Raw genomic sequence first — 23,111 nt, forward strand, 5'->3', positions numbered from 1 at the left:
CCGCGCGGTACGGCGGTGGCCGGGCCCGCGGGTGCGCGGGCCCGGCGGCCGGGTCCGGCACCGCTCAGCGGGAGGAGCCCGCCGCGTGGTGCCTGACCGCCGATCCGCTCTGCTCCTTGACGACCTCCAGCTGGGCCGGGATCCGGCGGCGCAGGTCGCCGACATGGCTGACGATGCCGACGCTGCGGTCCCGTTCGCGCAGGGAGTCCAGGACGTCGAGCACATCGTCCAGCGTCTGGTCGTCCAGACTTCCGAAGCCCTCATCGATGAAGAGCGTGTCCAGCCGTATGCCGCCCGCTTCGTCGGTGACCACGTCGGCCAGGCCCAGCGCGAGGGCCAGTGACGCGAAGAACGTCTCGCCTCCGGACAGCGTCGCGGTGTCGCGCTCCCGCCCCGTCCAGGAGTCCAGGACGTGCAGCCCGAGCCCGGAGCGGCCCCGGCCGCCCGCTCTGGCATCGGAGTGGACCAGGGTGTAGCGCCCGGCCGACATGGTCTGCAGCCGGACGGTGGCCGCCGCGGCGACCTGTTCCAGACGGGCGGCCAGGACGTACGACTCCAGGCGCATCTTCCGTTCGTTGTCGGCCGATGTCCCCGCGGTGAGCGTGGCGAGGCGGGCCACCCTGTCGTACTCGGCGCGCAGCGGACCGAGGCCGGCGAGCTCGTCGGCGGCCTGCGCGGAGAGGCGCCGGAGCGCGATGCGGCGCTCGGCAGCGGCGTCCAGTACGGACGATGCCTCCAGGAACGCGCGCTCCGCGGTGTCGAACTCCGCCCGGGCCGCGCCGGGATCGGCCGGCGGGCGACCGGCGGCGTCGGCCGCGTCCTGCTCGGCGAGGCGCTCGGCCAGTGCGGCCTCCTCAGCCTGCCAGGCGTCGAGGCGCTGCTGCAGGCGGCGCTGTTCGCTGTCGTCGGTCAGTTCGGCGGCGGCCTCCTGCGGGGTGTCGAAGCCGGCCCGGAAGGCGGCGTCGGCGAGCCGGTCGTCGGCCTCCTTGAGGCGCTGGGCGGTGGTGTCGACCGCGTGTACCGCGTCGGCCGCCCGGTCCAGGTACCGCATCCGGTGTTCGAGCCGCGTTGCGTGTTCGGCGACGCTGCACGCGCCGCCGCGCGCCCCCACCAGCTCCTCCTCGATCGCGGACTGCTCCCGCTCCAGTGCCTCGCGCTGCGAGGTCCGGGCGGCGGAGCGGCGTTCGGCCTGCTGCTGGGCGGCGGTCCGCCCGGCGTGTTCGCGCTCGGCGCGGGCGCGCTCCTCCCGGGCGGCGTGCATCCCGGCGGCCGTACCGTGGGCCTCGGCATGGTCGCGCTGCAACTGGCCGACCAGTTCGGCGAGTTCACCCGTGGTGGCGCTGCCCGCCCCCGCGCGCGCTTCAGCGACCGCCTCGCGGACGGCGCCGAGGGCGCGCTCCGCTTCGGCACGGTCCTCGTCGGCGCGGGTGTGCGTCTCGTACGCCGCCTCCTCCGCGGCGTGGTCCACATGGCCGGCCCCGGGCATGGCGGGCGCCGGGTGGTCGGCCGCGCCGCACACCGCGCAGGGCTCGCCGTCCCGCAGCCCGGCGGCCAGCTCGGCCGCGACCCCGCGCAGCCGGCGCTCCCGCAGGTCGAGCCAGGTCTCGTGCGCCGCGTTCGCCCGCTCGCGCGCCGCGCTCAGCCGCCCCTCCGCTGCCGCCGCGTCGGTGGCGAGCCGGTCGCGGGCGCGTGCCGCCTCCAGCCGGCGGCGGGCCGGTTCGAGCTGTCCCGCCAGCTGCTCGGCACGGGTCGCGGCCTCCTGTGCGGCCTCGATCCGGTCCTGGCAGCGGCGCAGGACGGTGTCCCAGTCGGTCAGCCAGCCGGCCGCCTCGCGGATCAGCTCGTCGTCGGCGTGCGCCTGCCGGTCCAGGCCCGCACGCTCGGCGGTGATCTCCGCGCTGCGCCGCTCGGCCCGCCGCGCCGCGTCCAGCGCCCCGAGGTCCTGGCGGAGCCTGCGCTCCAGCGCGGAGAGCTGGTCGGCGCCCGCGTCGGCCAGCTCGGCGGGCAGTTCGCGCCGGGCGCGCTCCCGGGCACCTGCCGCGTCGCGGTGCTCCTGGGCCGCTTCGTCGCGCTGGGTCAGCGCGTCGCCGACCCGTTCGGCCCGGCGCGCCCGGTCCAGCCTGGCGCGCACCTCCTCGCGCTCGCCGCGGCGGTTCGCCAGCTCTTCGGTCCGGCGTCGCGTCTGCTCGAACCGCTCCTGGAGCCTGGCCAGTTCGCGCTGGTCCTCCAGGTTTGTCCGGGCCGCGGCCTGCCGGCTCTCCGCTGCGGACAGGGCCGCCCGCGCGATGTCGAGCCGTTCGCCGGCTCCGCAGCGGGCCACCGCGGCCCACTGCAGTACGGCCTCGGCGAGACCGGGATCGCCCGGCCGGTCGACGGGCAGCGACCAGTCGTCCGCGGCCGGGCCCGCGGCCTCGGCCATCCGGTGCGCGAGGGTCAGCAGCCGCTCGTCACCGGCGAGCACCTGTGTCTCGGCCGCCCGTCGCAGCACGGCGAGGCGCTCCTCGACGGCGGCGAAGCGCCGGGTGTCGAAGAGGCGGCCCAGCAGCTTTCCGCGCGCCTCGGCGTCCGCCCGCAGGAAACGGGCGAAGTCGCCCTGGGGCAGCAGCACCACCTGGCAGAACTGTTCCCTGCTCATCCCGATGAGCTGGGTGATCTCCTCGCCGATCTCCTGGTGGGACTTGCTCAGCGACCGCCAGCTGCCGGTCTGCGAGTCGTACTCGCGCAGTCTGCTCTGCGCCTTCTCCGTGACGAAGCCCTCGCCGCGCTTCTTGGGGCGCGGCTGCGCCGGCAGCCGGGTGACCTCCAGGCGGCGGTCGCCGACACTCAGTTCCAGCGAGATCTCGGTGGGCTCGTCGACCGGGGCGTGGTCGCTGCGCAGGGTGGTCCCGGGCCCCTGCCTCGCGCCGGGTACCGCTCCGTAGAGCGCGTAACACACGGCATCGAGGACCGACGTCTTGCCGGCGCCGGTCGGCCCGTGGAGGAGGAAGAGCCCGGCTTCGGAGAGCGAGTCGAAGTCGACTTCCTGGCGTGCGGCGAAGGGGCCGAAGGCGGCGATGCGCAAGGTGTGCAGCCTCATCGCGCCACCTCGTTCGCCCCGTCGTCCACCCGGACGTCGTCGATGGCGCCGGAGAGTACGCCCCGCTCCGCCGCGTCGGGCCCCGCGCCGCCCCGTACGTGCGCCACGAAGTCCTCCGCGATCTGCTGGTCGGTGCGCCCCTTGAGGCGCTGGGCGTAGGAGGCGAGCGGGTCCCCGGTGGTCCGGTCCGGCTCGAAGACCAGGCTGAGCGTGTGCGGGAAGCGCGCGCCGAGCCTGGCCATCGGCTCGGTGGGCCGTACCGGGTCGGTGAGTGTGGCCTCCACCCAGGACTCCTCGTACCGCTCCAGCGCCGGATCCTCCAGCAGTGCGTCGAGACGGCCCCGGATCCTGGCGAGCCGCCGGGGGACGGGGCAGTCGATCCGCTCGGCTGCGATCTCTCCGGCGGGGCCGAGGTCGATCAGCCACATCGTCTTGCGGTGGGCGGCCTCGGAGAAGGAGTAGGCGAGCGGGGAGCCCGAGTAGCGGACCCGCTCGGTGAGCGTCTGGCTGCCGTGCAGATGGCCGAGGGCGACATAGTCGACGCCGGAGAAGACTCCGGCCGGTACGGCGGCCACCCCGCCGACGGTGATGTCGCGCTCGCTGTCGCTGGGCTCTCCGCCGGCGACGAAGGCATGGGCGAGGACCACGGAGCGGGTGCCGGGGACCCGTCCTGCGAGGTCCGCGCGCACCCGGTCCATCGCGGCGGTCAGTACGGCTTCGTGCCCCGCCCTGGCCGCCTTCAACTCGTCGCGGACCAGGGCCGGTTCCAGATAGGGCAGCCCGTAGAGCGCCACATCGCCGTACTGGTCGGAGAGGAGCACCGGAGTGGCACAGCCCGCCGGATCGGTCCGCAGATGTATTCCGGCCAGCCGGATGAGACCCGCGCCCACTCCGAGCCTGCGGGCCGAGTCGTGGTTGCCCGAGATCATCACCGTCGCGACGCCCGCTTCGGCGAGCCGGTGCAGCGCACGGTCGAAGAGCTCCACCGCGGCGAGCGGGGGCACCGCCCTGTCGTAGACGTCTCCGGCCACCAGGACCGCGTCCACCTCGTGGGCCCGTACGGTCGCCACCAGGTGGTCGAGGTACGCGGCCTGGGCGTCGAGGAGTCCGACGCGGTGGAAGGAGCGGCCGAGGTGCCAGTCCGATGTGTGCAGAATCCTCAAGGTGCCGCTCCGACCTGCATTTTTTCCTCACTCCGCCCCGCCACCCCGTCCATCACGCACCTCAGTCTGTCACCCGTGCCGGGGGCGGCGCGGCTATGGAGGCTGTCAGTGGTCCGGGCGGAGAACGACCCTTCTGCCGTGGAGCCGGCCGTCCTCCATCCGGCGGTGGGTCTCCGCGGCGGAGCTCAGCGGAAGCGTCTCGATGGCGCGGGGGCGCAGGCGGGCATCGCTCAGGAAGCTGTTGACAGTGACGGCGACCTCGGCCAGCTCCGCCGCGGTCGCGTGGGAGATGACGAATCCGACGACCGAGCAGTCGTTCATGTAGAGCGGTCCGGCCGGCAGAACAGGACGGGACCTGGCCCCGGCCAGCAGCACGATCCTGCCGCGGCGGGCCAGGAGGCCGACGGCGTTCGCCAGATCGTTCTCACCCGCGGTGTCGAGGTAGAGGTCCACGCCCTGCGGCGTGGCGGCCCGGATGTGCCGGAAGAGGTCGGGGTCCCGGTAGTCCAGGACCTCCGAGGCGCCGAGGGAGCGGCAGTACTCGGCGTCCCGGGCGCCGGCGGTGGCGACGACCCGGGCGCCCGCCCGGACGGCCAGGACGACCAGCGCGCTCCCGACGTTCCCGGCGGCGCCGGCGACGAGGACCGTCTCACCGGCGCGGATCCTGCCGTGGGTGAACAGGGCGAGACAGGCCGTAGCGGCGGGGTGGACCAGGGCAACCGCCTCGTACGGGTCGACCCCGTCGGGAAGACGGTAGAGCCGGTCGGCCGCCACCACGGCCTGCTCTGCGGCGGCCCCCTGCCGGCCTCCGTGGCCGAGGCTGTTGCTCCACACCAGGTCGCCCACCGCGAAGCCCGGTGCTTCCGGACCTGCCGTGGAGAGAGCGGAGACCCTGCCGACCAGATCCCGGCCGATCACGAACGGGAAGTCGACGGGTGTGGGGAAGATTCCCGAGCGGACGAAGGTGTCCACCGGATTGACCGTGGTGGCGAGCACATCGACGAGTACGTCGGCGGGGCCCGGCAGGGGTGGCGGCAGCTCGCCGTAGCGTATGACGTCCGGGGTGCCGAGCTGTTCTATGTAGGCGGCGCGCATGGTTCAGCATCCTGACACGGCCGGCACGGGCCGCCAGGAACGGAACCGATGTCCGTCAACTCGGCCCGGCCGGTGAGGCGGTTGTCGGACACCCCGCAGACCGCTGGGCCTGCGGCCGGGTCGCCGGCTCGGGCGCACCCTCCGACGGTCCGGCGTCCGGGTCTTAGTGGTCCGTTCCCGAAGTCCTTCGGGGGTTGACTTCGGATCCGGCGTTGTGCGTGGTGGTTTCTCAGATCTCGGAGCCGGCGAGGTGGAGCTGGCACGCGCAGTCGAGGGCGTCTACGGGGGTGCCAGTGAAGCCACCGGTGGGCAGCAGGGTGTCTTCGTATCGGGCCGGCAGGCGCATGCACTCGACAGCCAGAACGTGGTCGTGCTCCGCGAGCACCGCGAGCGTCAGCTCAGGGAGAAGGAAAAGTGGGGCCCCGGGCCTGGCAGGACACCTGCAACGTGTTCACACGGGAGGACGGATTCCGGCTCCACCCCGAGACCGTATCGGAGACCTTCCGCTGCATCCTCGCGCGGACCGACCTTCCGCCCATCACCCTGCGGGACCTGCGGCACGTCTCCGCGACCCTCACCCCACGGCAGTGGTGGCGGCCTCCCCACGATCAAGGAGACGCTGCGGCACTCCACGATCACGCTGACGTCGGACACGTACACGTACACGAGCCTGCAGCCTGAGGTCGACAAAGCCGCAGCTGAAGTTGCCGCCAACCTGGTGCCACGTGTCCGTAAGGCCGCCCTCCGTAGCGGCTGCTGCCGGACCGTCCGCTCACGCACGAGGCCGGGAACGATGGAGCGCCCCGACCGGATGAATCCGGTCGAGGCGCTCCGTAGCAGGTCAGATGGGGATCCCCTGCCTGCCAGCAGTGGGCCGTGTGGGACTCGAACCCAAACCAACGGAAAGGTCCCGGCCGGATCCTGCCGGGACTTCCGTTGACTGAGCCGCCCATCCAGAAAAACCTGGTCAGAGGTCGACCTCTTGACGACCGGTCCAGGCCGAGGTGCCTCGTGCCAGCACGTCCGCTCACGCATCGCTCACGCACGGGAGGTCTTCTGACCTGGGTATCTGCCTCGTTGATCTCAGCTCAGCGGGCCTGCCCGGACGGACCTCGGCATCGCCAATCGGCCATGCGCCTGCAAGATCAATCATCCAGCCGGCCTGCGCCCGGAGCATTACCGAAGTTGGGTATCTCCAGTCGGTTGCCTCCTTGCAGGGCGGATTGGTGAGCGATGATCCCGGGCAGGGTGTAGCGGGCCGCGGTCCAGGCATTGACCGGGGGCAGTGTCCCGGTAGTAACGGCCGTCACGAAGTCGTCGGCAAGGAACTGGTGGCTGCCCTCGTGGCCGTTAGGGGCGTGGGCGAACTGGCTGGGGAGCCGGGAGCGGTCGTGGACCGGTGCCGTGCCGGAGGCGAAGGCGTCGCGCAAGGCGGGGGCGAGATGGGCCAGTGAGGGGTCGTCCGGGGCCAGCGTGGGCCTCGGGTGCAGGTGGTCGGTGACGTCTTCGACGCCTTTCTTGTCCTGCCAGAGGCTGACGGTCGCGAGCTGTTCGAAGCTGCCTTCGGTTCCGAAGAAGCGGAACCTGGATTCCCGGATGTGGGAGGGGTATCCGACCCTGCGGAACTCGTTGATCCGGAACGAGCCGCCGCCGGCTACTTCGAACAGTGCGGTGGCGTTGGAGATGTCGTTGTCGAACTGGCTGACCTCGCGGTCGAACACTCCGTCCTCGCGGTCGTCGACGACACCGATCGCGCTGACGCTCGTGGCGTGGGTCTGCCAGGCTCCCAGGATCCCGCCGATGGAGTGGGTCGGGTACAGCAGCGGCGGATAGCTCGCGGTGGCCTTCCAGTTCTCGCCGCCACTGTATTGGTATGCGTCGTAGAAGCCGAGGTCCATGTCGTGGATGTAGTCGCCCTCAGCGTGGAACAGCCGGCCGAAGGCGCCCTTGGCGACCTGCTCGCGGGCGTAGACGGTTGCCGGGTTGTAGTGGCTGGTCTCGCCCATCATGTACGTCAGCCCGGTCTCCCGGACCGTTTCCATGATGGCCGCGATCTCCTGTTCGGACACGGCCATCGGCACGGCCGAGTACACGTGCTTGCCTGCGCGTAGTGCCTGGACGGCGAGCGATCCGTGCGTCCAGCGCTGGGTGAAGATCGCGACTGCGTCGATGTCCGAGTCGAGCATTGCCTCGTACGACGGAAGGGTCCCGGCGAGGTCGTAGTCGGCGGCCAGGCGTGCGGCTCGCTGCGGCAACAGGTCGGTTGCCACGATGTCGCCCACGCCAGGGTGCAGTCGCCAGAGTTTGGCGAATGACCCGGCGAACTGGCCTGCTCCGACGATACCCAGAGAAAACACAAAAGACTCCTTACCCGCGGACTACTCGCGCGGCATCACAGATTGAACCGGAACCCGACGGCTGCCGGTGCGACACAGAATGCGACGATAGGAGCCTAGGAACCGTGAAGTCTTCATTGATGAGAGCAGGAATTTCTTGGATCCTCAGGTCGAACCGTCAGGACCCATCGGCTGGATGGGCCAACCCCTGCTGATGGACGCCGCCCATCAGCACGACGACGTGGAGATCAACCTCGTGGCCGAGGGCGGCACCATGCTCTATCTGTTCGGCGGCGTGCCAGTCGAAGTCGGCCCCGGCAGCGTGGCCGCGTTCTGGGCCGCCGTGCCCCACCAGCTCGTCGCGAACTCGGCAACCCGTGTCCACTGGGTCCACGTGCCATTTGCGGCTTTCCTGCGCTGGGGACTGCCTGACTCGCTGGTCAGCCGTCTACTGTCCGGCACACCAATGGTCTCCTCGCCATCGGCTGCAGTGGCGACCGATCCGGCGACCTTCGCCCAGTGGGCCATCGACCTGGCCAGCGGCCAGGCCGAACAACACCGGATCGCCATGCTCGAACTCGAAGCCCGGGTTCGCCGCCTTGCCTTGGCCACCCTCGGGGAACCGGTACGCCAGTTCACCGGAGGCGACCCTGCGCTGCGCCAGGTCGTCGCCATGGTGCAGCACATCGCCGAACACTTCCGTGAACCACTCCCTGTTGCCGAAATCGCCGCGGCAGCAGGGCTGCACCCGACCTACGCGATGACTCAGTTCCGTAAGGTCGTGCGCACCACAGTGGGCGACTACGTCATGCGCTGCCGTCTGGCCGAAGCCCGACGGCTGCTCGTCACCACCGATCTACCGATCGGCCATGTGGCCTCGGCATCCGGTTTCGGATCGGTCAGCCGGTTCTACAGCGCCTTCTCCAACGAGTGCGGCGGACCACCGGCCAGATTCCGGCGCGAGCACCTGAACAGTGCGCTGGGACGAGCCACCCACCGGCCACGGTGATACTCAGCCCCGTCGACCACGTGCTCCGTACGGCGGGACAGCACTGATCTGCGGAATACAGCAGTTCCAGCTCAGCGAACCGTTGCCTTTATTGTGGCGGCGGCCTGCGGCACATCAGCGGGTCGGGCGGGTCGTTGGGCGAACGCCCCGCTGTGGCGGACGTGCAGCCTCGTCAGCTGTGGCCAGGTGGTGCGAAGCGCGTGTTCGCCAAGGCGTTGCTCGAGCGAGAGCCTGGTGGGCTCCGGGGGCGTGGGCATGACGGCCATCCTGCCCGAGGGGCCGGGGAGCGGACACGGCAGGCTTCGGCCTGTTGTGATCCGCTTCTGTCGATCGACCCTCGCCTCATGCCCGTTGCCACCGCACTCCCTATAGCTCCGACCGCCGCCGAGCGTAAGCGGCTGAAGAAGATGGCCTACGGCCACAAGACCGAGCACCGGCTGCGGATGCGCGCACAGGTCGTGCTGCACGCGGTGCGGGGACGCTCCAATGCGTGCATCGCCCGCGAGACGGGTCTGCACCTGGACACCGTGCGCACCTGGCGGGACCGGTTCGCCGAGGGCGGCCTTGCCGACCTCGCCGACCGCAAGCGCTCCGGGCGCCCGCCCGCATTCACCGCGTTACAGGCCGCGCAGGTCAAGGCGATGGCCTGCCAGTTGCCTGCCGAGACCGGAGCACCCCTGCCCCGCTGGTCTTGCCCAGAACTCGCCCGCGAGGCCATGCAACGGGCATCGCCACCTTCGTGTCGGCCTCAACCGTGCGCCGTTGGCTTGGCCAGGACGCGCTCAAGCCCTGGCAGTACCGCTCCTGGATCTTCATCACCGACCCGGACTTCCGCCCCAAGGCCGAACGCGTCCTGGACCTGTACGCCCGCACCTGGCAGGGCAAACGGCTCGGAGATGACGAGTACGTCATCAGCGCGGACGAGAAGACCTCCATCCAGGCCCGCTGCCGCTGCCACCCCACGCTCGCCCCCGGGCAGGCCCGCGCCATGCGCGTGAACCACACCTACGGCCGCGGCGGCGCCTTGGCCTACCTGGCGGCCTACGACGTCCACCACGCCCGAGTCTTCGGCCGCTGTGAACCCACCACCGGAATCGTGCCGTTCATGAACCTGGTCGAACAGGTCATGACCCAAGAGCCCTACGCCAGCGCCAAACGCGTCTTCTGGATCGTCGACAACGGCTCCTCCCATCGCGGGCACAAGGCTGCTGGCCGGCTGACTGCGGCGTTCCCGAATGCGGTCATGGTGCACACCCCCGTGCACGCCTCCTGGTTGAACCAGGTGGAGATCTACTTCTCCGTCGTGCAGCGCAAAGTTGTGTCACCCAACGACTTCCCCGACCTGGCCCAGGTCGGGGACCGACTCCGAGCCTTCGAAGACCGCTACAACGCCACGGCACAGCCATTCCAGTGGAAGTTCACCACCTCCGACCTGGACGATCTGCTGACCAGGCTCGACCGGCGCACCGCAGACCACCAGGAAGAATCCTCCGTCGCACTGGCAACATGATCAACCCCCGAAGGGCTTACGGACCAGACCACTTAGGCTGCCGGTGTGGACCTGACAACAGCTGACATTGTGCCCGGACAGGCAGCCATGCGCACCGACATAGGCCCGCTCCTGCGGACATTGCGGCCCGGCCTCAGCGAAGCGGCGTTCATGTCCTTCGCCTCTGAGGCCCACCGGCAGGGTCTCGTCTTCACCGCTGCCTACGTCCCGGACGGGCCGTGCGTGGGCGTGGCGACTCACCGGACGCTGGTGACGAGCCGGGGCCGGCTGCTGTTCGTCGACGATCTGGTCACCGACCCGGGGGTGCGGTCGGGTGGCGTCGGAAGTCTGCTGATGGAGGAGCTGGAGGCGCGGGCCAGGCGCGCCGGCTGCACTCGGATCGAACTCGACTCGGGGGTCGCCAATCACGGAGCCCACCGCTTCTACCACGCCCACCGCATGGTGATCGCGGCCCACCACTTCGGCCGGGACATCGGTCCGGAATGAGCGTGCAACATGGCACCCGAAGGGACGACTTGACGGACCCGCACCCCGGGCTTTGACCCACGACACAGGGCATCTGCAAGCTTCCGGGCATGGACCGAAACATCAGTGAAGAATCGCCGCTCTTCGAACTCGGCGCCCGCACCGTCGTTTCCGCAGCACCGGAGGACGTGTACGCAATCGTCAGCGATCTTCCGCGCAGTGGCGAATGGAGCCCCGAATGCCTGGGAGGCGAATGGGTTTCCGGTGAACCGGCCACGGTCGGAGCTGTTTTCCGCGGAGAGAATCTGCGCGACGAGAGCGTTGTCTCCTGGGCGCCGGTCGTCCGGGGAAAGTGGATCACTCAGTCCGAGGTCGTCGCCGCCGATCCCGGTGTGACGTTCCGCTGGGCCATGCGCGACACCTCCGGGAACAGGCAGCAGAGCGTCTGGGGTTTCGATATCGAGCCTGCGGAGGGGGGTTGCACCCTCACCCACCATTTCCGTATGGACCGGGCGACCGAGGGAATCCGCGGCATTGTCGCGGACATGGACGAGCAGGAGAAGCGGCGGTTCTTCACCGAATGGGGCGCCAAGGTGAAGGGGGATCTGGCGGCCACCCTCGACCGCGTCAAGGCCGTTGTCGACAGGGGCTGAGCAGTACGCCCCCACCTCCTGAACTCTCCGGCCGAAGCAGTGACCAGCATGCGGCGACCGGATTCTCACGTCCACCAACGAGAGCTTGGCGGCATGCTTCTACAACGCATAGGAAATCGCGGATTCCGGCTGGGGACGCTTTTCGAGCGGGCAGCGGCCCGGCATCCGGCGAATATCCTGATTCTCGACCACCAGCTCGGCATCGCGCCTTCCGCAGGGCTGCGGATGACCGTCGCCGAAGTGGCGGACATCGTCGACGACTTCGCCTCCCGGCTGTGGGCCGCCCGAGTACGCCCCGGTCAGAAAGTGGTCGTCCACAAGTCCGACGGGTTCGACATCATCCTTCTCGCCTGTGCGGTGGCGCGCATCGGTGCCGTACCCGTGCTGCTGTCCCCGGCGCTGGACGGCACGACGGTCGCGGAACTGGTCCGGCGGGTGGGCAGGCCCTTCCTGGTGACCGACCCGGACAAGCTCGCGAAGGAGCTGCCGGACACGGTCTTCGAGCTGGCGGAGCGGGTACTGCTCACCACCGGGGACCACGAACGCGCCGTCTCCCTGACCTCGCCGGCGGGAGCCGGTCGCGTCACCCCGGTGACTCTGCCTCCTGAGCGCCCGGCGCTCATCACCCACACATCGGGGACCACCGGTACACCGAAACTCGCCGTCCATACGGGCCACAGCCTCCAGGCCAGGTACCGTCCCCAGTTGCTGGCCGTCGCCCCCATCCTGGTCAGGCGCGAGACCATCGCCCTGCATGTGTCGTTCGTGCACTCCCGGCTCTTCACCGCGCTCGCCATCTCGCTGATGCGCGGATTCCCGATCGCCGTCCTGGCCGACTCCGATGTGCGGCGGGTGGGCGATCTCTTCGCCCGTATCCGCCCCGGCGTCCTGGAGGCCCACCCCAACTCCTTCATGGAGTGGGAGGAGTTGGCCGACGACCCCCGTGAGCCACTGTCGAACGTCAAACTCTTCAGCAGCACCTTCGACGCCATTCACCCCCGGACGGTGCACCGGCTGCTGCGGGCGACACGGCGCAGGGCCCCGGTCTTCGGCCAGCTCTACGGGCAGAGCGAGGTGGGTCCGGCCGTGGTGCGCGCGTTCACCCGGCGGCGGCACCCGGAGGCGGACGGCCGCTGCGTCGGAATGCCGTTCCCCGGTATGACGGAGGCCCGTGTCGTCAGCCGCGACGGCAGGGCGCCGTCGGAGTCCAATCCCGGATATATCGAGGTACGCAGCCACGGCCGCATCGCGACCTATCTCGGCGAGCACGACCGCTACGAACAGCAGGTGTCCGAAGGCGGTTGGTGGCGGATGGGCGACGTCGGATACCGCACGAAGTGGGGGTGCGTCCATCTCCTCGACCGGGAGGTGGATCTGATCGAGGGTTTCGGCAGCACGCTGGCCGCCGAGGACACCCTGCTCGGCAGGCTGACGGAGCTGAACGAGGTCGTCATCGTGCGCGGCGCGGACGGCACTGCGGTGCCCGTCGTCTGCACCAAGAACGACAAACCGCTGGACGCGGCGGCGTGGGAAGCCGCGGCCGCGGACCTGCCGCCGATGGCCGCGCCCGTGCACCAGCGTCTGGGCGATCTGCCGCAGACGGCCACCACCAAGATCAAGAGGCTTGAGCTCGCGCGGCTCCTCGCAGCGGAGGGCCGTCGCCCGTGAGGGAGCACGGAGGGAGCAGGACGATGAAGACAGTCGTGGTCGGCGGCGGCATCGGCGGACTGGCCTCGGCCCTCGCCGTCGCCGGGCAGGGACATCAGGTGCTGGTCCTCGAACGGGCCGATCGCTTCGCCGAGATCGGCGCCGGTATCCAGCTGGCGCCGAACGGCCTGCACGCCCTCGACCGCCTCGGTGTGGGGGACGCGGTCCGGGAAACCGCCGTACGGATGGAAGCTCTGCGGTTCATGGACGGGGTCACCGGTGAGCATGTGGCGAGCATGCCGCTCACCGGCGAGTACCGGCGCCGCTTCGGCAATCCGTACGTCGTGGTGCACCGGGCCGAACTGCACGGCCTGCTGCTGGACGCCTGCCGCCGCCACGACGGGGTCGAACTGCGCAGCGGCAGCGGCGTCGTGGGTTATGAACAGGACGCGGCGAGCGCGACGGTCGTCCTCGACGACGGGCAGCGGATCAGCGGCGACGGTCTGATCGGCGCCGACGGCATTCACTCGGCGCTGCGCGGGCAACTGGTGGGCGACGGGCCGCCGGTCGTCTCCGGACTCACGGTCTACCGGGCCGTCATCGAGATGACCCGGGTGCCCGAGGAGCTCCGCTCCCCCACCGTGACCTGGTGGGCGGGCCCCGGCTGTCACTTCGTGCACTATCCCATCGCCGGCGGGAAGTACCTCAACCTCGCCGCCAGCCGTGACGACGGCGCCACGGAGGCGTTCGCCGGTGTTTCCGTGACACGGGAGCGCGTCCGCCGCGAGTTCACGGACCTGGGTGAAGTTCCGCACCGGCTGCTCGATCTGGGCGAGGACTGGCGGTCCTGGGTGCTCGTGGACCGCGAACCGGTGCGCGACTGGACGGACGGGCGGGTGGTCCTGCTGGGCGACGCCGCACATCCGATGCTGCACTACGCGGCCCAGGGCGCCTGCCAGGCGCTGGAGGACGCCGTGCTGCTCGGCGGGATGCTCGGTGCTCGCGCCGACGAACTTCCCGCGCGGTTCGAGAAGTACAACGCCGAACGGCGCGACCGGACCGCGCAGATCCAGCTGCTCGCCCGCCGCAGCACGCAGTTGTGGCATCCGGCGGGGCAGGCGGCCCGTGACAGGAACGCGCTGCTGTCCTCGCTGTCGGCGGCCGAGCTGCACGACCAGGTGGCCTGGATGCACGGCGCCCGGTCCTTCGATTCCGCGGACGCGCTGCCCGTACCCGGCCCGGATACACTGCCCGTCCCTGGCCAGGACACGGCCGTACGCGCCCCCCGCCGGGCGGAAACATGACCGCCCCGCGGTCCACCCCAGTGATCGTTGTCAGCCATCCGAGAGCGGAGTGCCCGTCATGAGCAGCGGCCGTATCGAAGTCTGCGTCGTCGGCGCCGGCCCCCGCGGTCTGTCCGTGCTGGAGCGGCTGTGCGCCAACGAACGGCGCTCCCCCTCGCACCCGTCGGTGACCGTGCACGTCATCGACCCGGCCACTCCGGGCGCCGGCGCCGTATGGCGTACCGAACAGTCCCGCCACCTCCTGATGAACACCGTGGCCTCACAGATCACTGTCTACACGGACGAGAGTTCACAGATCGACGGGCCGGTCGAGCCGGGACCGAGCCTCTACGACTGGGCCCAGGAGCTGGTCGGGACACCGGCCGGCGGAAGCGGCGGGGACGGGCCGGAAGCCGTCGACGCGGCGACCCTCGCCGAGGCCCGGGGGCTGGGCCCCGACTCCTATCCGACCCGCGCCTTCTACGGCAGCTATCTGGCCGACCGGTTCCGTCACATGGTCGCCCACGCGCCGGCCCATGTGACGGTCCGGGTGCACCGGTCGCGTGCGGTCGCCATGGCCGACACCCACGGCGTACCCGGCGGGCCGCAGGGCGTCCGGCTCGAAGACGGTACGAGACTCGACCACCTGGACGCCATCGTTCTCGCACTCGGCCATGTCGCGGCCCGCCTCACCCCGCAGGAGGAGCGGACAGCGAGTCTCGCCCGTATCCACCACCTCACGTACATCACCCCCGCCAACCCGGCGGACCTCGACCTCAGCGCGATCCAGCCGGGCAGCCCGGTGCTGCTCCGGGGGCTGGGACTCAACTTCTTCGACCACATGGCACTGTTCACCGTCGGGCGCGGAGGGACCTTCGACCGGGAGGGCGAGCGCCTGGTCTACCGGCCTTCGGGGAACGAACCGCAGCTGTACGCGAGTTCGCGTCGCGGTGTTCCGTACCAGGCCCGCGGGGAGAACGAGAAGGGCGCCTCCGGACGGTACTTCCCCCGGCTCCTGACCCCGGCGCTGATCGACGGACTGCGCAGCAGGCCGGCGGAGGCCGGCGGGGTCCGCTTCGCCACGGAGCTGTGGCCGCTCATCTCCCGGGAAGTGGAGAGCGTCTACTACGGCACCCTGCTGGCGGCCCGGGGGCGGGGCGCGGACCGTGAGCCCTTCACCGACCAGTATCTGGCGCTGCCGCCGGGACAGGACCCGGCGGCGCTGCTGGACGCCTGGCGTATCGGGACCGATGACCGCTGGAGCTGGGAACGGCTCACCAAGCCCTACGGGGACCGGGTCTTCACCGATCGCGACGCATTCCGGTCCTGGCTGCTGGACTACCTGGCCAGGGACGTGCGGCAGGCACGAGCGGGCAACCTCAGCGGCCCGCTCAAGGCCGCGCTCGACGTCCTGCGGGACCTGCGGAACGAAGTCCGGCTCGCGGTCGACCACGGGGGCCTGGACGGCGGCTCGCACCGGGACGACCTCGAAGGCTGGTACACACCTCTGAACGCCTACCTCTCCATCGGCCCGCCGGCCTCCCGTATCGAGGAGATGGGCGCGCTCATGGAAGCGGGCATCCTGGAGGTCACCGGACCGGGCACCCGTATTCGCATCGACACGGGCAACCCGGCATTCGTCGCCGACTCCACTGTCATACCCGGCCCTCCGGTGCGGGCGCAGACGCTGATAGAGGCCCGGCTGCCGGAGCCCGATCTGCGCCGCACGGCCGACCCGCTGCTGCGGCATCTGCTCAACACCGGCCAGTGCACCACGTACCGCATCCCGGGCGGCCAGGAGGGCGGATACGAGACCGGGGGCCTCGCCGTGACCCCGCGGCCCTACCACGTCCTCGGGCCACAGGGCACCGCCCACCCGCGCCGGTTCGCCTACGGGGTTCCCACCGAGTCCGTGCACTGGGTGACCGCGGCCGGGATACGGCCCGGAGTGGACTCGGTGACGCTGGGCGACTCCGACGAGATCGCCCGCGCCGTGCTCGCCCTGCCCCCGGTCGCTCATGTCCCGGCCGGGGTACGCCCGTTCACCGCCGACTCCGACCTCGTGGGGGTGGTCGTATGACCGAGCAGCCCGATGTGCTGACCGACGCCGGGCTGCTGTCTCCCGTGCGGGCCGGCACCCCTGTCGAAGCGGCTGTCTGCGACCGCGCCTGGCTCCAGGCGATGCTGGACGCGGAAGCGGCTCTGGCCCGTGCGCAGGCCGGACTGGGGACCCTGCCGAACGCGGCCGCGGACGCCATCACCCGGGCGGCGCGGGCGGACCGTCTCGACCTGCGTGCGCTGGCCGTCGAGTCCCGGGAGACCGCCAACCCGGTCGTCGGGCTCGTGCGGGCGCTCAGCCGGGCGGTGGCCGCCGACGACCCGGCCGCCGCCGAGTACGTACACCGCGGCTCCACCAGCCAGGACATCTTCGACACCGGTGCCATGCTGGTCGCCGGGCGGGCGCTGCGGATCGTACGGGCCGATCTCACCCGGGTGGCCACGGCCCTGGGAGAGCTGGCCCGCCGGCACCGCGACACCGTGATGGCGGGCCGTACCCTGGCCCTGCACGCCGTGCCCACGACCTTCGGCCTGAAGGCGGCCGGCTGGCGGCAGCTCGTCCTGGAGGCGGACGCACGGCTCGGCCGGCTTCTCGACCACGGGCTGCCCGTCTCGCTGGGCGGGGCCGCGGGAACGCTCGCCGGGTACCTGGAGTACGCCCGGATCGACGGCGATGGAACGGCCGGAACCGACGGGCAGCCCGACCCGGACGACTACCTCGACCGGCTGCTCGACGCGTTCGCGTCGGAGACGGGTCTCGCACGGCCCGTGCTGCCCTGGCATGTCCTGCGTACCCCGGTCGCCGACCTGGCGGCGGCCCTGGCCTTCACCACCGGGGCGCTGGCCAAGATGGCTGTCGACGTGCAGACGCTGTCCCGGACGGAGGTCGGCGAAGTCGCCGAGCCGACTGCCGCCGGGCGGGGAGGTTCATCGGCCATGCCCCACAAGCGCAACCCCGTTCTGGCCACCCTGGTGCGCAGTGCCGCGCTGCAGGTTCCCGTCCTGGCCGCGGGCCTGACCCAGTGCCTGGTCTCGGAGGACGAGCGGTCCGGCGGTGTCTGGCAGGCCGAGTGGCAGTTGTTGCGGGAGTGCCTGCGGCTGGCCGGCGGAGCCGCCCACACGGCGGCGGAACTGGCCGAGGGCCTTGAGGTGCGCCCTGAGCGGATGAGGGCGAATCTGGAACTCACCGGGGGCGGGATCGTCTCGGAGCGGATCGCGGCGGTGCTGGCGCCCCGGATCGGCAAGGCCACGGCTCAGCGGGTACTGAGTGAGGCGTCCACGGTCGCGGCGCGGACCGCCCGGCCGCTGCACGACGTGCTGGCCGGAGCCCCGGAACTGCACGGCCGGCTGAGCGCGGCCGAACTGGCCGAGCTGTGCGATCCGGCGCGCTACACGGGCGCCGCGGCTGCGCTGGCGGACCGCGCACTGCGGCAGACGGGGACCTGAGAGACGGCCCGCCGGAGCCTTGCTGCGGCAGGACTGCCCGACCGCCCCCGCGCTGCTCCCAGGAACCGCGCGGGGGCGGTGTTGCGCTGTGGCAGGGCCGCGTTGTGCCGAGGACGGTCGGCGCAACGCGGCGGTTCATGGAGGGGTGCGGGTGCCGGACCGGGACCCCGCTCGGGCCCCGACGGCGCACACCCTCAGGCGAGTTGCGCCTTCCTGGACGCGCCCACCGCCACCGCGGTCAGGAGGACAAGTGCGCCTCCGAGCCACAGCACACCGGCCGTTGAGCCGTCCACGACGCGGCCGCCGATGAGTGCGCCGAGGGCGATCGACAGATTGAACATCATGACGAAGAGGGACGAGGCGGCCTCGTTCGCTTCCGGTGCGGCCTTGAGCATCCAGGTCTGCAGGCTCACCGAGACTCCTCCGTACCCGAGGCCCCAGACCACCAGGAGGAGAAGCCCTCCGACGTGTCCCGTTCCGAGGACGGGGATGAGGACCATGGCAGCCGTCAGTACGAGGGCGATGACGAACAGCGTCCCCCGGACGTGCTTCGCGGCCCGGGAACCGGCCACGAAATTACCGAGGATGCCCGCCACTCCGTAGATGAGCAGCAGTGAGCTGGTCATGTCGCCGTCGAAGCCGGAGATGTCCTGGAGGACCGGGCGGACGAATGTGTACGCGATGAAGTGACCGGTGATGAGCAGGAAAGTGGCCAGTACGCCGATCCGGATGGCCGTGTTGGCGCGGAGGAGCCGGGGCAGTTCGGCCATGGTGATCGTCCGGGTGGCCGGCAGCGGCGGGACCATCAGCACCAGGCAGACCAGAGCCGCCAGGCCGAGCAGCCCGACCGAGGCGAAAGCGGTGCGCCAGCCGCTCATGTCGCCGAGCAGGGTGCCGGTGGGCACACCGAGCACCGATGCGGTCGACACACCGCCGAAGATGATCGACATGGCCCGGGGGACATGCTTCTCGGGCACCAGCCGCAGGGCGAGGCCGCCCGCGATCGCCCAGAAGCCGCCGACGCTCACGCCGATGAAGAGGCGGGCGATGAGCAGGGTGGCGAAGTTCGGCGCCAGGGCGCCCGCCAGATTGGCCACACCGACCAGGCCGACCAGTACGGCCAGCACCCACCTGCGGTCCAGCCGGCCGGCGGCCACGGTGATCAGTGGCGCCGACACCGCGGCCACCAGACCGGGCACCGTCACCATCAGCCCGGCCGTGCCCTCGGACACATTCAGCTCGGAACCGACCGGCGTGAGCAGGCCGACCGGCAGCAGTTCCGATGTCATCAGGGAGAAGATTCCCAGGGTGACGGCGGCGACCGCGAGCCACCCCCTTAACGGCGACCTGTCCGTACCGGTGGTGGTGGCCACCGGGGATTCGAGATCCGTCACGGAGTGCCCCCGATCCCCTGCCGCAGTGGTTGCGGATCCGCCGTCCACCAGGGCAACACCTCGCAGACACAGATGCGTTCAGGCTGAGCACTCATGGTTGAACCCCTTGGTATCAGGATAAAAAATGTCCAGAATTGCTGTGCGGGTATTTCCCGCCGCTGCCCGGGGGCCGGCGGGGGTTCAGGCGCGGGAGTCGGCGAACCAGCGGCGCACACGGCCGGGCACCCCGGGGGCGGTGCGCTCCGCCGTGGCCTTGATGTCCGCGAGGGTCTGGCCCGCGAGTTCCCGGCGCCAGGCGACCTCGGCCTTGCGCATGGCCCGCGAAACGGTGCACGGACCGCCGTAGTTGTCCGGCATCCCCGCACCCGGCCCCTGCTGCCGGATCTCGGTGCAGCGGAAGGCCTGGTCCGGCCCCTCGATCGCCGCCACCACATCCATCAGGGTGACGTCCTCGGGCCTGCGGGCCAGCCGGAACCCGCCCCGCGGGCCCGGAGCGGACGACACGATGCCCGCCCGGGCCAGCGCTTGAAGCTGCTTGTTGAGGTAGGCCGCCGGCAGGTCGTGGTACGCCGCGAGCCGGGCAGCGGTGATCGCCCGCTCGTCCCCGGCCCACGCCAGGTTGAGGCAACTGTGCAGCGCCCATTCGACGCCCTCATGCATCCTCACATCCTGGATATTAATTGTCGAGGATACGAGGACGCAACCCCAACGGCCGTACGTTCAAGGGGAGATGATCAGGTGCGCGGCAGCAGCGCCGAACCCAGTTCGGCCTCCAGCCGGTTCAGGTCCCGCGCGTGGCCGTGCGCGGCAATGTGTCCGTCCGGGCGGACGAGGTAGTAGCCCGGCCGCCCACAGCCGCCGTACGGCGCGACATCCGCGCGCGCCAGCCGCACCACGCGCAGCGGCGGCCACCGGTCGACCAGGTGCCCGACCTCGGTCAGCCAGGCGGAACCGTCCCGGGGCGCGATCACGGCGACCGTCCAGGCCGACGGGTCCACGTCCGGGCCCGAGATACCGAGGGGCACCGCCCGCTCCCGGGGGAAGACGGCGCCGACCTTCAGACCGCCGGGCAGCCGGGTACGCGGCGGGCAGCCCGACCGGCGGGCCGGGTACTGGGTGGCGCGGGCCGGCGTATAGGCCAGGCGCCGGCCGGCCATCACCGGTGCGTAGAGCCGGGACACCGCGCCGGACCTGTCGAGCAGCCGGAAGGCCGCGTCGCGGGCCCGGATGCGCACCTGGCTGTCGACCATCCAGGCCCGGGTCTGCAGATCGGTGTCACGGACGATGCGGCGGGTCGCCTCGGAGCGTTCCGGGCCGTACGTCCCCAGCAGCGAGCCCGGCGCCCGGCCCTGGATCACCGAAGCCAGTTTCCAGCCGAGGTTGTTGGCGTCCTGGAGACCGTTGTTCATGCCCTGTCCGCCCGCCGGGCTGTGCACATGTGCCGCGTCTCCCATGAGGAAGACACGTCCGCGCCGGAAGTCGGTGGCGTGCCGGGCATGGACCCGGAAGACCGTCTGCCACACCGGTTCCGTGATCCGCACCCCGCGTGGCCCCCGTTCGTCGAGAACGGCCTGCATCATGGGCACGCTCACCTCACGGCCGCCGGCCATGACGGACAGGAAGCGGAAGACACCGTCCGGCATCGGCACGATCACCAGCGTCCCCGCCGGGGACTGGTAGTAGCTGATCTCGTCCGGCGGAAGGTGGCCCTCGATCCGGGTGTCGACCAGCGCGAAGGCCATCTCGTACGTGCTGCCGTCGAAGCCGACGCCGATCTGGCCGCGCACGGAGCTGCTCGCTCCGTCGGCGCCGATGACGAACGGCGCCCTGACGCGTTCCACTCCCCCGTCGGAATGCTCCAGTACGGCGGTGACACCGTCGGTGGCCTCGATGTCCCCGGAGTGGTCGACATCGTCCAGGGCCAGGAGCCGGACGCCGCGCTCGGGCTTGCCGCCGAGGCGCTCCAGCTGTCCGGTGAGCGCCTGTTCGGTCTCGTACTGCGGGAGGATCCGGGACGCCAGGTCCTCGGAGAAGCCGAAGGAGGCGAGCAGCCTGCGGTCGGAGAAGTAGCTGAAGGCGTCGATCCGGTTGGAGTTCCGCCGGATCTCCTCGTACAGCCCCACGTCCTCCAGGATGTCGAGCGCACGCGGCCACAGCGACAGGGCCTTCGGAGCGCGCACGGGCTCCGGCGCCCGGTCGATGACGCGCACCCGGACCCCGCGCCGCAGCAGCTCGCAGGCCGCCATCAGCCCGCTCGGTCCGGCGCCGACCACGAGTACGTCGAAGTCCGCCGCGGGGGGCCGGACGTCGCCCCCGGTCACTTGCCGTGTCACGATTCCGGGCCCTCCTGCGTCCGCAGCCACTGGGACAGTTCGATGCGCTTGATCTTCATGGTGGCCGTACGGGGCAGCTCGGTCAGCGGCATCTGGACCGGAGCTGCCATCGGCGCGAGATCGGCCACCGCGGACCGCCACCGCTCGGCTTGCAACGGCCGGTCGTCCTTGGTGCATACGACCGGGACAGGCTCCTGGTGCGGGCCCGCCACCACGACGAGTTCGGTCAGCTCCTCCAGCCGGCCGAGCAGGGTGTCCTCGACCTCCAGGGTGCTGTGGATGGTCGGGATGACGTCGACCTCACGGTCCAGCAGATGGAGGCAGCCGAACCTGGAGCGGTATCCGACATCGCCGCCGCGCCACCAACTGCCGTGCACCTGCTGGTCGAAGCGCTCCCTCTCCCCGAAGTAGGTCAGGGCGCGGCCGCCGGTACTCACCTCGATGTAGCCCGGGGTCTCCCGGGACGGCCGGGCGCCGTTGCGGCTCACCAGCCGGAAGTTCGTCACGCCCGGCATGGCGAACCCCAGGCACCGGCCGTCGGCCTTGTGCGCGTTCTTCCGGGTGTAGCCACGGCCCACCAGCGGGCCGCACTCGCTCTGGCCGTAGATCTGGAAGAACAGCGGCGAGCGGCGTTCCGACGCCCCCAGCAGCCGGTCCATGGTGCTCGGGTGGATCGCGTCGAACGTGCTGCTGAAGTAGCGGACGCTGGCGAGCGGTTTGCGCGGGTGGTCGACGAGTTCTTCCCACTCCATGAAGGAGTTCGGGTGGGTCTCGATGAACCCGGGCCGTGTCTCGGCGAAGAGCTCCGCGACTCCGGCGGGCGCCGATTCGTTCATGATGACCAGCGGCATGGCCCGTGGCAGCAGTACGGCGAGCGCCAGATACATCCGCGAATGCACGTACGACACATGGATGGCCACGGTCTCGCGCCGGCGGACCAGGGAGGCGAGCCGTTCCTGCGGGCGGTACCGGCCGCGCAGGCTGCGCGCGGAGTGCACGACGAGCTTCGGCAGCCCTGTGGTGCCGGAGGTGTGCGTCATCAGCGCGGGCTGGTCGGGGTGGAGCATGACCGGCTGCTGCCGCGGCGACCCGGCAAGTCCGGCCAGGGTCACGGCGTCCGGCCGGGAGCCGGTGGTGACGATGACGCGGTCGGTGAGGTCGCCGATCGGGAAGGCGGACAGCGTCCCGTCCAGCTTCGTTCCGTCCGTGAGCAGATGCGGCCTGTCCAGCCGTTCGAGCAGTGCGGCGACACTCTCCCCCTCCAGAGCCGGTGACAGCATGACCGGCACGGCGCCGATACGGGCCGCCGCGGTTGCCAGCACATAGATGTCGAACCCGGGGCTCAGGTGGACCGCGACGTGCTCGCTCGGCCGGACCCCGGCGGCCCACAGGCGGCCCGCCATGTCGTCCACGTGCTCGGCGAGTTCGGCGACGGTCAGGGTGCGCCCGACACCGGGCAGGGTGACCATGTCGTGGTCGAGCGTGATCAGTGTGCCGCCATTCTTCGCGGCGGCCGACTCGGGCACCGATCCGAGATAGAGGCCGTTGTTGCTGGAAGGTATCCGGAACATCAGGATTTCCTCGGCTTCGACTGCGGCTGCACAGGTGGGTGGAGGTCTGGAGAAAATGACACCGCCGGCGCG

16 protein-coding genes and 1 pseudogene are annotated in these 23,111 nt (G+C 70.9%); 9 read left to right on the top strand and 8 right to left on the bottom strand.

All coding sequences use genetic code 11. The features are described from left to right. Window positions 1-64 precede the first annotated feature (64 nt). The 4 genes from OHB13_RS03700 to OHB13_RS03715 form a co-directional block, all read right to left on the bottom strand. Window positions 65-3,076: an SMC family ATPase gene (locus OHB13_RS03700; RefSeq protein ID WP_328375588.1), complete on the bottom strand. Its 3,012-nt coding sequence runs from the start codon at window positions 3,074-3,076 to the stop codon at window positions 65-67. Continuing rightward, window positions 3,073-4,239 carry an exonuclease SbcCD subunit D gene (locus tag OHB13_RS03705; RefSeq protein ID WP_328375590.1) on the bottom strand — a complete coding sequence of 389 codons (1,167 nt, stop codon included), beginning with the start codon at window positions 4,237-4,239 and terminating at the stop codon, window positions 3,073-3,075. The genes OHB13_RS03700 and OHB13_RS03705 overlap by 4 nt, the downstream gene beginning before the upstream one ends. Before the next feature lie 105 nt (window positions 4,240-4,344). Next, window positions 4,345-5,334, bottom strand: a complete 990-nt coding sequence (locus OHB13_RS03710; protein WP_266859343.1) for an NADPH:quinone reductase — start codon at window positions 5,332-5,334, stop codon at window positions 4,345-4,347. Window positions 5,335-6,479: 1,145 nt separating this feature from the next. Then, complete coding sequence (locus OHB13_RS03715) at window positions 6,480-7,691, bottom strand: Gfo/Idh/MocA family protein (protein ID WP_328375594.1); 1,212 nt, start codon at window positions 7,689-7,691, stop codon at window positions 6,480-6,482. Window positions 7,692-7,866: 175 nt separating this feature from the next. Here OHB13_RS03715 and OHB13_RS03720 point away from each other — a divergent pair, with 175 nt between their 5' ends. From OHB13_RS03720 to pcaB, 9 genes and pseudogenes are all read left to right on the top strand, one after another. After that, window positions 7,867-8,679, top strand: a complete 813-nt coding sequence (locus OHB13_RS03720) for a helix-turn-helix domain-containing protein (RefSeq protein ID WP_328375596.1) — start codon at window positions 7,867-7,869, stop codon at window positions 8,677-8,679. 443 nt (window positions 8,680-9,122) lie between these two features. After that, window positions 9,123-9,383 (top strand): annotated as a pseudogene (locus tag OHB13_RS03725) (helix-turn-helix domain-containing protein); the annotation flags it as partial. Between the two features lie 50 nt (window positions 9,384-9,433). After that, entirely contained in the window at window positions 9,434-10,189 is a 756-nt protein-coding gene (locus OHB13_RS03730) for a transposase (RefSeq protein WP_328375598.1), read from the top strand. Window positions 10,190-10,234: 45 nt separating this feature from the next. Further along, the gene (locus OHB13_RS03735) at window positions 10,235-10,675 is read left to right on the top strand and encodes a GNAT family N-acetyltransferase (protein ID WP_328375600.1); all 441 of its coding nucleotides are present in this window, start codon (window positions 10,235-10,237) and stop codon (window positions 10,673-10,675) included. Between the two features lie 89 nt (window positions 10,676-10,764). Continuing rightward, complete coding sequence (locus OHB13_RS03740; RefSeq protein ID WP_328375602.1) at window positions 10,765-11,307, top strand: SRPBCC family protein; 543 nt, start codon at window positions 10,765-10,767, stop codon at window positions 11,305-11,307. A 93-nt stretch (window positions 11,308-11,400) separates the two neighbouring features. Beyond that, complete coding sequence (locus OHB13_RS03745; RefSeq protein ID WP_328375604.1) at window positions 11,401-12,975, top strand: class I adenylate-forming enzyme family protein; 1,575 nt, start codon at window positions 11,401-11,403, stop codon at window positions 12,973-12,975. Window positions 12,976-12,998: 23 nt separating this feature from the next. Beyond that, window positions 12,999-14,258 carry an FAD-dependent monooxygenase gene (locus tag OHB13_RS03750; RefSeq protein WP_328375606.1) on the top strand — a complete coding sequence of 420 codons (1,260 nt, stop codon included), beginning with the start codon at window positions 12,999-13,001 and terminating at the stop codon, window positions 14,256-14,258. A 58-nt stretch (window positions 14,259-14,316) separates the two neighbouring features. Continuing rightward, entirely contained in the window at window positions 14,317-16,317 is a 2,001-nt protein-coding gene (locus OHB13_RS03755) for an FAD/NAD(P)-binding protein (protein ID WP_266859333.1), read from the top strand. After that, window positions 16,314-17,741: a 3-carboxy-cis,cis-muconate cycloisomerase gene (gene pcaB, locus OHB13_RS03760; protein ID WP_328375608.1), complete on the top strand. Its 1,428-nt coding sequence runs from the start codon at window positions 16,314-16,316 to the stop codon at window positions 17,739-17,741. Before OHB13_RS03755 ends, pcaB begins: the two co-directional genes overlap by 4 nt. Before the next feature lie 194 nt (window positions 17,742-17,935). On the opposite strand, the gene OHB13_RS03765 is transcribed toward pcaB, so the two are convergent. From OHB13_RS03765 to OHB13_RS03780, 4 genes are all read right to left on the bottom strand, one after another. Continuing rightward, window positions 17,936-19,135, bottom strand: coding sequence for an MFS transporter (locus tag OHB13_RS03765; RefSeq protein WP_328375610.1), 1,200 nt, complete (start codon window positions 19,133-19,135; stop codon window positions 17,936-17,938). Between the two features lie 180 nt (window positions 19,136-19,315). Then, window positions 19,316-19,795 carry an RrF2 family transcriptional regulator gene (locus tag OHB13_RS03770; RefSeq protein WP_266861261.1) on the bottom strand — a complete coding sequence of 160 codons (480 nt, stop codon included), beginning with the start codon at window positions 19,793-19,795 and terminating at the stop codon, window positions 19,316-19,318. Between the two features lie 74 nt (window positions 19,796-19,869). Further along, window positions 19,870-21,468 carry an FAD-dependent monooxygenase gene (locus tag OHB13_RS03775; protein WP_328375612.1) on the bottom strand — a complete coding sequence of 533 codons (1,599 nt, stop codon included), beginning with the start codon at window positions 21,466-21,468 and terminating at the stop codon, window positions 19,870-19,872. Continuing rightward, entirely contained in the window at window positions 21,465-23,039 is a 1,575-nt protein-coding gene (locus tag OHB13_RS03780; RefSeq protein ID WP_328375614.1) for a class I adenylate-forming enzyme family protein, read from the bottom strand. Before OHB13_RS03780 ends, OHB13_RS03775 begins: the two co-directional genes overlap by 4 nt. Window positions 23,040-23,111: the final 72 nt, after the last annotated feature.

Origin of the sequence: Streptomyces sp. NBC_00440 (genome assembly GCF_036014215.1) — a bacterium.
Classification (GTDB): domain Bacteria; phylum Actinomycetota; class Actinomycetes; order Streptomycetales; family Streptomycetaceae; genus Streptomyces.

Excerpts from the sequence above, each read along its gene's own strand:
- OHB13_RS03700 (WP_328375588.1), bottom strand. The coding sequence starts at position 3,076 with ATGAGGCTGCACACCTTGCGCATCGCCGCCTTCGGCCCCTTCGCCGCA.
- OHB13_RS03710 (WP_266859343.1), bottom strand. The coding sequence starts at position 5,334 with ATGCGCGCCGCCTACATAGAACAGCTCGGCACCCCGGACGTCATACGC.
- OHB13_RS03720 (WP_328375596.1), top strand. The coding sequence starts at position 7,867 with ATGGGCCAACCCCTGCTGATGGACGCCGCCCATCAGCACGACGACGTG.
- OHB13_RS03740 (WP_328375602.1), top strand. The coding sequence starts at position 10,765 with ATGGACCGAAACATCAGTGAAGAATCGCCGCTCTTCGAACTCGGCGCC.
- OHB13_RS03745 (WP_328375604.1), top strand. The coding sequence starts at position 11,401 with ATGCTTCTACAACGCATAGGAAATCGCGGATTCCGGCTGGGGACGCTT.
- OHB13_RS03750 (WP_328375606.1), top strand. The coding sequence starts at position 12,999 with ATGAAGACAGTCGTGGTCGGCGGCGGCATCGGCGGACTGGCCTCGGCC.
- OHB13_RS03755 (WP_266859333.1), top strand. The coding sequence starts at position 14,317 with ATGAGCAGCGGCCGTATCGAAGTCTGCGTCGTCGGCGCCGGCCCCCGC.
- pcaB (WP_328375608.1), top strand. The coding sequence starts at position 16,314 with ATGACCGAGCAGCCCGATGTGCTGACCGACGCCGGGCTGCTGTCTCCC.
- OHB13_RS03770 (WP_266861261.1), bottom strand. The coding sequence starts at position 19,795 with ATGCATGAGGGCGTCGAATGGGCGCTGCACAGTTGCCTCAACCTGGCG.
- OHB13_RS03780 (WP_328375614.1), bottom strand. The coding sequence starts at position 23,039 with ATGTTCCGGATACCTTCCAGCAACAACGGCCTCTATCTCGGATCGGTG.